General features: G+C 41.6%; 9 protein-coding genes. 6 read left to right on the top strand and 3 right to left on the bottom strand.

The genetic code is table 11. The annotated features are described in order from the left end of the window. Window positions 1–31: 31 nt before the first annotated feature. From PVK79_RS23270 to PVK79_RS23250, 5 genes are all read left to right on the top strand, one after another. A complete protein-coding gene (locus PVK79_RS23270) occupies window positions 32–2,914 on the top strand; it encodes a TonB-dependent receptor (RefSeq protein WP_257325058.1) in 2,883 nt (960 codons plus the stop codon). A 21-nt stretch (window positions 2,915–2,935) separates the two neighbouring features. After that, window positions 2,936–7,246, top strand: coding sequence for an alpha-1,6-glucosidase domain-containing protein (locus tag PVK79_RS23265; RefSeq protein WP_257325035.1), 4,311 nt, complete (start codon window positions 2,936–2,938; stop codon window positions 7,244–7,246). A gap of 125 nt (window positions 7,247–7,371) precedes the next feature. Then, entirely contained in the window at window positions 7,372–7,914 is a 543-nt protein-coding gene (locus PVK79_RS23260; RefSeq protein WP_064668490.1) for a PH domain-containing protein, read from the top strand. A 37-nt stretch (window positions 7,915–7,951) separates the two neighbouring features. Next, a complete protein-coding gene (locus PVK79_RS23255; RefSeq protein ID WP_257325034.1) occupies window positions 7,952–8,515 on the top strand; it encodes a hypothetical protein in 564 nt (187 codons plus the stop codon). 295 nt (window positions 8,516–8,810) lie between these two features. Next, window positions 8,811–9,725: a DMT family transporter gene (locus PVK79_RS23250; protein ID WP_145241963.1), complete on the top strand. Its 915-nt coding sequence runs from the start codon at window positions 8,811–8,813 to the stop codon at window positions 9,723–9,725. Window positions 9,726–9,812: 87 nt separating this feature from the next. Here the strand turns inward: PVK79_RS23250 and PVK79_RS23245 are convergent, their stop codons facing one another. The 3 genes from PVK79_RS23245 to PVK79_RS23235 all read right to left on the bottom strand — a co-directional run bounded on the left by PVK79_RS23245 (window position 9,813) and on the right by PVK79_RS23235 (window position 12,208). Beyond that, window positions 9,813–11,594 carry an alkaline phosphatase D family protein gene (locus PVK79_RS23245; protein WP_257325031.1) on the bottom strand — a complete coding sequence of 594 codons (1,782 nt, stop codon included), beginning with the start codon at window positions 11,592–11,594 and terminating at the stop codon, window positions 9,813–9,815. A gap of 79 nt (window positions 11,595–11,673) precedes the next feature. Continuing rightward, window positions 11,674–12,018 (bottom strand): rhodanese-like domain-containing protein, encoded by a 345-nt coding sequence (locus PVK79_RS23240; protein ID WP_182732369.1) that lies wholly within the window; start codon window positions 12,016–12,018, stop codon window positions 11,674–11,676. 1 nt (window position 12,019) lies between these two features. After that, entirely contained in the window at window positions 12,020–12,208 is a 189-nt protein-coding gene (locus tag PVK79_RS23235) for a YgaP family membrane protein (protein WP_257325029.1), read from the bottom strand. Window positions 12,209–12,338: 130 nt separating this feature from the next. Between PVK79_RS23235 and PVK79_RS23230 the strand changes: the two genes are divergently transcribed. Then, complete coding sequence (locus PVK79_RS23230) at window positions 12,339–12,641, top strand: ArsR/SmtB family transcription factor (RefSeq protein ID WP_149983086.1); 303 nt, start codon at window positions 12,339–12,341, stop codon at window positions 12,639–12,641. Window positions 12,642–12,644: the final 3 nt, after the last annotated feature.

The following is a 12,644-nucleotide window of genomic DNA, read 5'->3' as shown; positions in this document are numbered from 1 at the left end:
ACAATTATAAAATCAATAGGGTAGAAAGCTCATGGGGAAATTCAAACTAAGTGCGTTAATGCTCGCAATGTTTGCAGCCAGCAGTGTATTAGCTGCGGTTGAAAGTGACGCGCAAAGTACCGTAAAAAAACCACAACTAGAAGAAGATCTTGAAGTCATTGAAGTGCGTGGCTTTAGTCGTAGTTTAATCCAATCACTTAATCAAAAACGCTTTACTGATACGGTATCTGAGCAGTTATCGGCGGATGACTTAGGTGCTTTGCCTGATGTATCTATGGCTGATGCGCTCACTCGGTTACCGGGGATCTCAGCGGTACGAACCGGCGGGCAGGCGGCAGAAATCAACATTCGCGGTATGTCCGGTGGATTTGTATTTTCAACTTTAAATGGCCGTGAACAGGTATCAACTAGTGGCAGCCGTAGTATTGAGTTTGACCAATATCCGTCTGAATTGATCAGCTCAGCAGCCGTGTATAAATCACCAAAAGCATCGCTTATCGAAGGTGGTGTTGCAGGTACGGTAGAACTGCAAACAGCTAGCCCGCTTGATAATGATCAGCAACATAAGTTTGTGGTTAACGCCAGAGGTATGTACAACGACCGAGCGTCAGAGGTGAACGATGCCACTGAGTTTGGCGACCGCATTAGTTTTTCCTATCAAGGTAAATATCTTGACGATACTTTAGGTGTAGCACTTGGTTATGCACGGTTATTTCAACCCAGCGTAGCAACACAGTTTATTGGCCTTGCCTATAACGATAATAAAGACGTTGATGGTGTTGCAAATGATACTAATGGCCCCGAACTTAAACCTGAAAATGAGTATATCAGCGAAGGTTTTGAGCTTCAGCATTTAGGTGGAGAAGAAACCCGTAACGGTTATATGGCGGCGATTGAATGGGCACCGGTGGATAATTTTAAATTAAAAGGGGACGTGTTTTTATCACGCTTTGATACTGAGTCATTTGCCCGTGGGTTACGAGTGAAATTAGGTGGCCCAACGGCCACTTATACAAACGCTCAGCTAGAGGGAAATTCAGTAGTTGGTGCCTCTGTTAATCGTACTTCAAAAGGCTACACTCGCGTTGAAATTGTGAATGATGATAACCAAGACTTTGATGAAGTAGATAGCTACGGTGTTAACGCCGATTGGCAAGTGACAGAACGTTTAAACGTTAATGTTGATGTGTCGCTGTCACGGGCTAAAAGTAACTTTCGCAATGGCTTATTGTGGGCGTTGGTTGCCGAAGACGCCTCAGCCGAAGAACCTGTGTTAGATAAAAACGTATCAATAAACTACCAACTTAATGGTTTAAATTTACCTGATGTAGGCTTTAATCAAGCGGCTGCATTTAGCGATATCGACCGAGTAATGGTTAGTAAATACGGTATTTACCCTTATCAAAATGAAGATGAAGTAAGCGCTTATCGCCTTGATTTTAAATACGAGCTGAATAACAGCTGGTTTAGCTCTGTTGAATTTGGCGCGCGTTATTCAGATCGCGAATACAGCAATAACCGCTCAGTGTTTGAATACGGTAATGATGGTGATTTTTCAGTGAGTGAGCCGCCACTGCGTTTAACCAATGACATGGTAAATGTTGTTGACTGGGAAGGTGACTTTAGTTATTTCCCATCATATTTGGCGATTGATTTAGACAAAGCGCTTAATGCTTGGTTTCCTGAAGGCGCACCAGAGCCAGTTAAAACTTGGGGTAATGCAGATGGGGTAGTTGACTCGCAAGGTTACACCACTAACTATTCGTGGACCATGCTACAAAGTGGCTCAGTATATGAGGAAGTGCTTTCAGCCTACGCCATGCTTAATATTAATACTGAAATTGGTGCTATGCCGGTACTGGGTAATATTGGTATTCGCCGTGTTGATACCGACCAATCGGCCACTATTTTAGAAAATGTTAATGGTGATTTATCACTCGGTGCACAAAACATTACCGACAGTATCGGCATCATAAATAAAAATTATTTACCTAATGTACTTGGCACAACTTATACCGATTATCTGCCATCCCTTAATTTAAACTTTCAGCTAACGGATAACACGCAATTACGCTTTGCGGCGGCTAAAGTAATGTCGCGCCCACCGATTAATCGCCTAGCGGGGGACGCCAGTGCGCAAGCTGATAAAACCAGTGGCAAAATTAACGGCTCAAGTACCAATAATCCATTCTTAAAACCATTTTATGCCGACCAATACGATATCTCTTACGAGCATTATTTTGATGAGTCAGATGGTGCGCTAGTGATCGCAGGTTTCTATAAAAACATCGATTCGTTTATCGATACCATCGCCATTGAAGGGTTTGACTTTAAAGGTAATGGTTTTAACGTCCCTGACTATATAGAAAATCCAGTCAGTGGTGAGCAAGTTGCCACAACTAACGGCACTTACACAACGGCGGTAAATAACGCCAATGGCGGTTATATTCGCGGTATTGAACTTGCCTACACGCAAGTATTTTCGTTTTTACCCGCCCCGTTTGATGGCCTTGGGTTTAACGGTAGCTATTCATACACCGAGAGCGAAGTTGAATCTATCACCAGCTTAGGTGGTGAAACGGTTACACAAGGTTTACCTGGTTTGTCTAAAAACGTGTTAAACGGCACTTTATTTTACAGCTTAGATAATTTTGAAACCCGCCTTAATGTGCGTTACCGCTCAGACTTTGTTTCAGAGCAAGTGGCGATCAATGAGCAAGTGGTTAATTTTGATGCCGAGACCGTGGTCGATTTTCAAACCTCTTATCAATTTACAGACTCATTTGGCATGTTGCTACAGGTTAATAATCTTACTGATGAACCAACCCAAAGTTACTTTGGCAATGAAAACATCACCGGTACTACCCAGTACTTTGGTCGTCAGGTTTATTTAGGTTTTACCTATAGCCACTAATAGCAAATTGGAGCATAAATAATGAATAAAATAACTAAATTGACTCATTTGCTATTAGCAGTGAGCTTAACACTACTGTTTGGCTGTGGAGGCTCAGGCAGTAGCGATGTAAAAGCAGGCCAAGCCTTATTGACTTGTGATGTACCGCAAGTCCCTAATGCAGCAGGCACTCAATGTGTTGATCCTGAGCCTATCTCTTGTGACGCACCGCTGTTTCCAGATGCAAATAATGAAAGCTGTACCAGTGGCTATAACCCCGACTTACCAGACCCTGTGGTATTTGCAGGCGAAGGTGAGGCTATTTTATTTTATAAGCGCCCAGAAAATAAGGGTTATGAAGGCTATCGTTTACACTCTTGGAATACCGACGGCTGTGATGCTTACGCGCCGCCGTTTGATGCCACCGATTGGGCTAATGGCCATGAATATAATGGTGTCGATCCAAACTATGGAGCTTATTGGATTGTCGCGCTAAAAGACGGTTATACCGAGTGCGCTAATTTTATTATTCATATTGGCACAGAAGGTTCAGGTAAAGCCCATGGTGATGTGGATTTAACCATGCCACTGATGCAGGACGACGAGCGTTTTGTACGTATGAACTTTACCTTTGACGGTGAGCCAACAGTATTTGAATACCCAGTAGAAGCGCTTGGCGAACGCCCCGTTGCAATTGACGGTGCATCAGCACACTGGATTGATTTAAATACTGTGCTGTATAAGCCAAGTAATGAGCTTACGCAGATTATTAAGCTGCATTCATCAGCTGCTGCCGATTTGGTTGTTGATGTTGATACTGGCTTAAATGGTGAAACCGTTGAATTAATGGCAACGAGTTTAACCGATGCACAAGCAGCGAAAGTACCGCACTTAACAGATTGGACTGCCTATCAAGGTAATTGGGATGCCGCTACTGCAAAACAACTTATAAAACAACAGCTCGTTGTAGCGGGCTACGATGCAGAAGGCAAGCTACTTGAAGCAAGTTTTGTGCAAACCGCCAAAGCCCTTGATGCACTTTACACCCAAGGTGAAAACGACGCAAATGAAGCCATGCTAGGCGTGCATTATAATAACAATGCAATTGATGTTTCAGTATGGGCACCAACCGCTAGCAATATGATGCTTAATGTATTTGACGCCGATAAAGCACAAGTACATAGCACTGCCATGACGTTAGACAGCAATACAGGTATTTGGTCAGTGAGTTTAGACAGCAAATACGACCGTCATTATTACCGCTATGCGTTTGATGTTTACCACCCTACTACTCAAGCGATTGAAAGTTTATGGAGTACCGATCCTTACTCACTGAATGTATCAAGCAATGGCCTGTATTCGCAGTTGATCAACTTAAATGATGACGATACCAAACCACAAGGCTGGGATGAGCGCAGTGTACCAACAATTACCAACCCGGAAGATGCCATTATCTATGAAGGTCATGTACGTGATTTTAGTATTCGCGATACGTCAGTAAGCGCAGCAAACCAAGGTAAATATTTAGCATTTACTGAGCTTGAAAGCATCCCTATGCAGCACCTTAAGCAACTAGCTGACAAAGGTTTAACGCATTTTCACTTACTCCCTGTAACAGACATTGGCACCATTGAAGAAGATGCGGATAAGCGCGTTGAAATCACTGACACCCTAGGTAAGTTATGTGAGCGAATAGACGATGCCGCCGATGCTTGTAAAATCGAAAATAAAAACAGCATCATTGCTCATTTAATGCAAAGCTACTTTCCGGGTTCTGATGATGCTCAAGCACTTGCCAGCGCGATGCGTGATTTAGACGGTTTTAACTGGGGTTACGACCCGCATCACTTTATTGCCCCAGAAGGTTCGTATGCATCAAGCAGTGAAGGGGTTGCCCGAGTTAAAGAGACACGCGCCATGGTACAGTCACTTCAAGAGATCGGCCTTCGCGTGGTTCTTGATGTGGTATACAACCATACAACGTCATCAGGCATTTGGGAAAAATCAGTGTTTGATAAACTCGTGCCGGGTTATTACCACAGATACAGTGAAATAACGGGGGATATCGAGCGTTCAACCTGTTGTGAAAACACCGCGACTGAACATGTGATGATGGACAAGTTTGTTAGCGATTCACTGGTCATTCTTGCCCGTGATTTTGGTTACGACAGCTTTCGCTTTGATGTTATGGGGCACATGCCTAAATCATCAATTTTAGCAGCGCGTGAAGCGGTGCAAGCTGTTGACCCTGACAACTACTTTTATGGCGAAGGCTGGGATTTTGGTGAAGTCGCTAATAACCGATTGTTCACTCAAGCTAAGCAAGCTGATATGGCAGGCTCTGAAGTTGGCACATTCAATGACCGCATCCGTGAGGCTGTGCGCGGTGGGGCTATGTTTAGCAATAACCCGACCGATGGTAATTTAGCAGACCAAGATACTCTGCGTTTATCACTGGCGGGTAATTTACAAAACTATATCCTGAAAGACTTTAAAGGTAATTCGGCAAAAGGTAATAGCTTTAGCTGGAATACTCAGCCGACGGCTTATGCTTTAGACCCTGCTGACAGCATTAACTACGTATCAAAGCACGATAACGAAACCTTATGGGATCAACTGCAATATAAACATGCAACAAGTATGAGTATTGAGCAACGAGTGCGTGCGCATAATATGGCATTAGCAATTCCATTAGTAAGCCAAGGTATCCCGTTTATGCAACTTGGGGCTGATTTACTACGCTCAAAATCAATGGATCGTGACAGCTACAATGCAGGGGATTGGTTTAATGCGGTAGATTTAACGAAAGAAAATAATAATTGGAATATTGGTTTACCTAATGCTGAGAAAAACCAACAGAAATGGCCTGAAATCATTAAGGTCTCAGGTAATCCACAAGCTGCTGCACAGCCGCAAGATATAGCTTACGCAGGGGATGTGTTCCAAGAGTTTTTAGCTATTCGTAGTAGCAGCCCATTATTTAGATTAACCACAGAGCAAGATGTTATTGACCGTGTAGGTTTTCACAATGTTGGTAAAAACCAGCAACATGGTTTGATTGTAATGAGCATTGATGACGGTCAAGGTTTTGCAGATTTAGATAACCAAGTTGACGCGCTCGTAGTAGTAATTAATGCAACTGAGCAAGCGCTTTCACATACAGTACCAACCGCTGCTGGGTTTGAATTACATCCAATACTTAAAAACAGCACCGATAGCAGTATGTCTGGAGTGAGTTTTACTGCCAGTGAAACCGACGGTACATTTACAGTCCCAGCTTATACAATCGCGGTATTTGTAAAACCACAAGGCGAGAACCAAGGTGTAGGCTTAAGTGCGAATGCAACAGTGGGCGCGCCAGACGTAGTGCCTTTTGGCAGCACCACAGTATATGTGCGAGGTAGTTTAAATGATTGGGGCACAGCTGACAGCTTTGAGTATATGGGCAATGGTGAATACCGTATCGCTATTACTTTAACTGCGGGAGATTATGAATTTAAAATTGCCTCTGAAGATTGGTCGAGTGTGGATTTTGGCGCGCTGTCTGATGCTGATAAAGCAGTGTTGGAAAATCAAACCGAGCCTTTAATGCGCAGTGGCGCGAATATGACCTTTAATGCCGCAATTGATGCAACTTATGTATTCTCGTTTGATGCCAGCGATAAAGACAATCCAACGCTGAGAATTTATAACGAAGAACGATTCGTTGGCACGCCTGTATTTGTTCGTGGCAGCTTAAATGAATGGGGCACCAGTGATGAGTTAATCTATCAAGGTAAAGGCGTTTATACCTTTACTAAAATACTCAGTGTAGGCAGTTATGAATTTAAAATTGCTTCTGAAGATTGGGATACCGTTGATTATGGTTCCGGTGAAGCGGATGCAATCGTAACCGTTGCCGAAGATAAGTTATTAGCTGTTAAAGGCGCTAATATGACGATGGATGTTGCAACCGAGGGTGAATATCAGTTCATTTTTGATGCCAGTGATTTGAATGCACCCACGCTGAGTGTATTTAATGCGCAAATGTTTGCAGACACTCAAGTTTACTTACGTGGCAGCTTAAATGGCTGGGGTACCGACAACCCCCTAATCTATCAAGGGAATGCTATTTATAGTACATCACTTGATTTAGATGCCGGTGATTATGAGTTCAAAATAGCCTCTGAAGATTGGAACACTGTGGACTATGGCGGCAAAGGTGAATCTCCACAGGTTATAGTTGGCGAGCAAAGTTTGCTTGAAGCTGTAGGGGCAAATATTAATGTAGCCATTGCTGACGCAGGCAATTATACCTTTACGGTTATTGGCCCTAATCGTAATAATGTGCAGGTACTGATCAATAAGAACTAAGCATTAATACACTTTATAAACAATCAGAACCGAGTATCCTAGATGCTCGGTTTTTTTATGATCAAATTGCAGCCTAGGCAAAGTTAGCGTAATTTATAATCATAATACGATTATGGGTAACTACGATGTCAGAAGCTATGTTAAAAAGTGCTACGTTTGATCCTAAAATAAAGCCTTATTGGTTAATTTTTGCAGTATGTGCAAGCACCTTAGGAGTTGTGACTATTCCGCTTATCCCGGTAATAGTACTGATTGTTTGGATTGTAAGTGGCAGTATATTAGCCGCTATGTCGGCTCAATTACTTGAGCGTAAACTGGTAGTAAAGCGCGGTGTATTTTTCAAAGAAGAAAAGTCCATCCCACTTGAAAAAATAACTGACGTCGGGTTAAGCCAAGGCCCGTTGATGCGTTTATTTGGTTTATATCGACTAAGCTTTGAAACCGCAGGTCAGTCTGGTCATGGCGCATTAGTATCGTTACTTGGGGTAGTTGATGCCAGTGAGTTTCGCGAGGCAATCTTAACTCAAAAAGATAATCTAACCGCACAGCAACCAACAAAAGCGAACAGTGATGAGCCACAAAGCCAAGTTGAGCTAATACGCGCACTTACTTACAGTGTGAAAAATATTGAACAAATGTTAGTGACGTTATTGGATGAGCGGAAATAGTTAGATATGAGTAATCTTATTTTGCTTTAAGGAACATATGGAAAATACACCTTATATTAAGCTGTTTCGTAGGAAGACTCTGATACCAAGATTCATTGTTTTATTCTCGGTGCTTGTAGTTATTTTTCTAGCAAGCTTTTTATTTTTTACGGTTAATAGCCCTGAATCAAAAGCTAAAAACTTTCTCAAAAAACACGAGAATGATTTGGAGCACGCCATTTTACTTGCAGAGCAAAGGGATCTTCAGGCTGTACAATGGGTTGATGATAAAAGTGGTGAGCGTTTCGCGCATAAGTTAATAAGAAAAAAAGGCAGTAAAGAATTCGTGAAGGTGACCGATTCAAGTTTGGATGAGCTCACTGAGTTTTTACTGAATAAAAATATAGATGTTCTTTGGATTCAATATTTTCAGGGTGTTTGGTTGATTAGAAAAGCATTTACCTTTTCATACCAGGATAGGCAACAAGAAGGTTATTTTGTTTTTGGTAACCCTGAGAAAATAGGTTTATGTGTGCTCGGTTACGGTGCTAAAGATTATGGTAATTACGAACATGTAACTGGCAATTGGTATATGGCAATGTGCGAGTATCCGCGAAATTAATACAGTGCTATGCCAATGTATTCACTAAACAGGGAGCTTAAGTTTACATTCGATAACCCAAGACTATTACATTAACTATCATTGGTTCCTGTTGTTTTAACCCTCCCAAAGTGTCTTATGCTATTAGCTCAAATTATCTCTAAACCCCTTGTTTTGTACCTTTTGTGGGTGTAATTTAAAGCGATTTTATCTGAAAAGGATGCAGTTTTATTAGGGTTCAAAGTAGTTGATTTCTAATAGGGCTCTAATTTCGTAGCATATATTTGTGCTACACAAACACATGGAGAGAAGTTAAATGGCTAGTAAAGAGTCAACCGCAGTGATTTGGATGTTGTCAGATTCATTTATCTTAAGTGTGATGTTACTAATCGGTGGTTTTTTAGGTAAAGCTATCAGCCCATTCCAAGTTGTCTTTTTGGTTAATGTAATTGCAGCTTTTGCGGCCATTATATTATTCTCGAAAGGCAAATGGGAAAATATCAAACCCCAAAAAATGAAGCTACATATTTTCAGAGGACTGCTTGGTGTTAGTTCAACAATATGTTTGTTTTATGCTCTGCAATATCTAAGTTTAGCGGAAGTAACCGCGATTAACTTTTTTGTGCCACTTATAACGTCCATTTTGTCGGTGTTTATCTTTAGAGAAAAACCAAAAGCCTATGTCTATATCGCTATTATTTTGAATTTAGCTGGAGTGATGATGCTGCTTTCTCCAAAACTAATGGCGAGCCAAGTAACGCAGCAAAACCTCTATCTAGGATTGATCTTTGCACTGTCAGCGGTAGCTATTTTAGTCATTTATAATATTAATTTAAAGAAAATAGGCAATGCAGAGAAAGTTGTGCCTCAAATGGTTTTTGCTCCCCTCTATTCGGCGATTATCTTATTACCCGTCGCTATTTTTGTGTGGAAACCTTTAGATACAAATAGTGCTCTACTAATTATGCTATATGGTGGGCTCCTTATTACTAAACTTGCAGCACGTTTTTTCGCTTTTAATAAAAGTGACTTATCTAAGCTAATGCCGCTTGAATATGCGCAAATTCTATTTTCTAGTATTTTGGGCTACATTTTTCTTCAACAAACTCAAACTTTATTGGGTATCGCAGGCATTGTATTGATCGTGCTATCAAGTATCGCTCATGTTTTATTCATGCACTTTGAGAGGAATAGCGACACTAAGAATATGAAAGGAATTACCAATGATTAAAGTCGTAACGCAAAAATTCCGGCGATCGAGTGATCGCCGGGCTGTTTTAATCTTTCATCTAAACATTTTTCCTAGCACCTAGAATCTTTACCCTTGTATTACTGGCTGACCTGCTAGCATACATAGTTCTTTACTGCGCTCGGTTTGCATTTCGTATGAAGCGGTTTTAATGCTGCTCACGTAATTCCACTTAGCGGTGGCTTGCTCTGGGGTAAAGGTAACGGTTAAGTAGCCACGATCTACGAGGTTGTTATAGATTAAATCATTAACCAATAATGGGATTACTTGCTCCATTTGTGCGGTTGCTTCTGGCCCTTGCGTATTCAGTGCTAGGTATTCTTCAAGACCAGGCGAAGACACCGAAGAGGTAGCAAATTCTACACCGGCATTTTGTGACGCTGCAATTGGGTTTGCAGCATCAGTAACTAATTGCCCAGCCCAACCGTTATGAGTATCACCCGCTAAAACCACTAAGTTCTTTTGTGCGGCAATGGCAGTACCAAGCAGCACTTCACGTTCGTAGGCGTAACCATCCCATGCATCTAAATTGTATGGTGCAGTAGTATCAACTCGAGCGCGTTCGGCATCAGTAACACTTGGATCGCCTGCAAGCACGCGGCCTTTGATTTGTGCAAGTTCAGCAAATAATGCCGATGCTTGTGCTAATAATGCATTTGTGTCGCCGCCATTTGCTTGACTTATTTGTAAGCTCACTAGTAGTTGCAGTACTTCAAACGGCAAATGCATTTTGGTCATCAGTACTTGTTGGCCAAGTACCTGCCATTTTGAGTTTGATGTTGTCATGCCATCAGTGAGCCATGTTAGCTGCTCATTGCCAAGTAATGCGCGCGATGGTGAGCTTAGTGCGTTTGCAAAATCACTTTGTCCTTGTGCACTGGTTAGGTCAAAATCAGCATAGTTTAGCTGTTCATCACGGGCGAGTACACGCGTGTCTAGCATGTATAAAGAGACTAAATTACCAAACTCAAAGCGACGGTAAATTCGTTCTTTATCTGCTACATTACGAATTGGCATCCATTCAAAATAGGCCTGTAGGGCATGTAGCTTACGTTCGCTAAATTCACCTTCGCCTTCATTATGGTTTTCTGCGCCATTTCGCCATGTGTCATTGGTAATTTCGTGGTCATCCCAAACAGTAATAAATGCACAGTTACTATGCGCAGCTTGTAAGTTTGAATCAGTACGATAGTGGGCATAGCGGTTACGGTAATCAGCTAAGCTAATTATTTCGTCACTGTTATCTTCTGGCAGTAAACGGCCTAAAATACCAGCATCTTCAGTAGCGTAGCCATCATTGCCGTATTCATAGATGTAATCACCTAAATGCAATACAGCGTCTATGTCTGTTTGCTTGGCTATTTCACCATACACATGGAAAAAGCCTGCGGGGTAGTTGGCACACGATATAACAGCAAATTTCACTTTATCAATGCTGCCTGTTGGTAGTGTTTTACCTGCACCAATAGGTGAGGTTTTGCCATTCGATTTAAAGCGATAATAGTAAGTTGTGTTGGCGTTTAAGCCTTGTAAGTCGACTTTTAGGGTGAAGTCTGTAGCTGCACTTATATGTGTTTCACCATTGTGGCTGATATTAGCAAAGTTAGGGTCGGTTGCTGCTTGCCATTGTACTTTAATGCTGGTGGTTGTTGGATCTAGAGGGGTTACACGAGTCCACAGAATTAGGCTGTCAGCTAATGGATCACCACTGGCAACACCATGAGCAAAGCTCACGTCAAGAATGTCGTCATCTTCATCGTCAAACCGACAAGCTGTTAATCCTAATGATAAAACGGCGACACCAAATCCTGCCGCCGAGGCTTTTAAAAAATTTCTTCGTGTAAACGTCATTGCTCTGTACCGCTAAATTTAAAAGTAAGAGCTTATCCGACCAGTATGACTTTTATGTGAAGCTGTTATGCCAATTGCATTAAAATACTTGGCAAACCTGTTCTGCATTACAGGTAATAACGGTGACGTTTTCATAACCAACGCGGGTAAGTGCTTCAGCGCTTAATGTTGCGCGTGCGCCACTGGCGCAGTGTAAGTAAATTGGCCGAGCTGGGTCTTTTTCGATTTCCATTAACTTCATTTCTAGTAAACCTCGGGGAATATTAATTGCGCCGATAGCTGCTTTTGCCGCATGTTCGGCGGGTTCACGTACGTCAATTAATAGCCCTTTGTTGTCAGCAATTTCTTGCTTGGCCTGTGTAGCCTCAATGCGGCGTTGATTTGGCGTAATTATTTTCATTAGATCTGGGATTGAAGTAAGCATGTTATTCCTCGAAACCTAGTTTTTTTAAAAGAGTGATCATCGGGCACCATTTACTAAATGCTGATTGAATTAAGTTTAGAGCAATAAACACTGTAAACCAAATCCACAATGGATCATGAAATTGCTGTAGTAACAATGATATGCAAATCATTGCACCTGCTATCAAGCGAAGAGCATCGTTTAGTTTCACGGTTAACCTTAGTAATAGTGACTGTTACTATTTAATATATTAGATAAAGCTACATTAGTAAATTATAATATTAGACTTTTCTAATATAGCTAACTATAATCTGCTGTACTTTGAATATAAGAGTGGAACTATGACTATCGACTTTGCAGCTATGGCTAATAACGTAGAGCATGCTGAGCAGCTATTAAAAATTTTAGCAAATAAAAACCGTTTAATGATTTTGTGCTCTTTGCAGGGGCGTGAAATGAGTGTTTCTGAATTAAATGCGGCTGTACCATTGGCACAGTCTGCTTTATCGCAGCATTTGGCTGCACTACGAAAAGCAAATATTGTTAGTACTCGTCGCGAAAGCCAGACCATCTATTATCGGGTGATTAACGACAACGCACAGGCTATGTTAGCCACGCTCTATGGTTTATTTTGTAAGGAATAACCA

The organism is Pseudoalteromonas rhizosphaerae, assembly GCF_028885455.1.
Taxonomy (GTDB): domain Bacteria; phylum Pseudomonadota; class Gammaproteobacteria; order Enterobacterales; family Alteromonadaceae; genus Pseudoalteromonas; species Pseudoalteromonas rhizosphaerae.
Note: the sequence above shows the minus strand (reverse complement) of the source record. Positions and strands in the feature narration are given on the sequence as shown.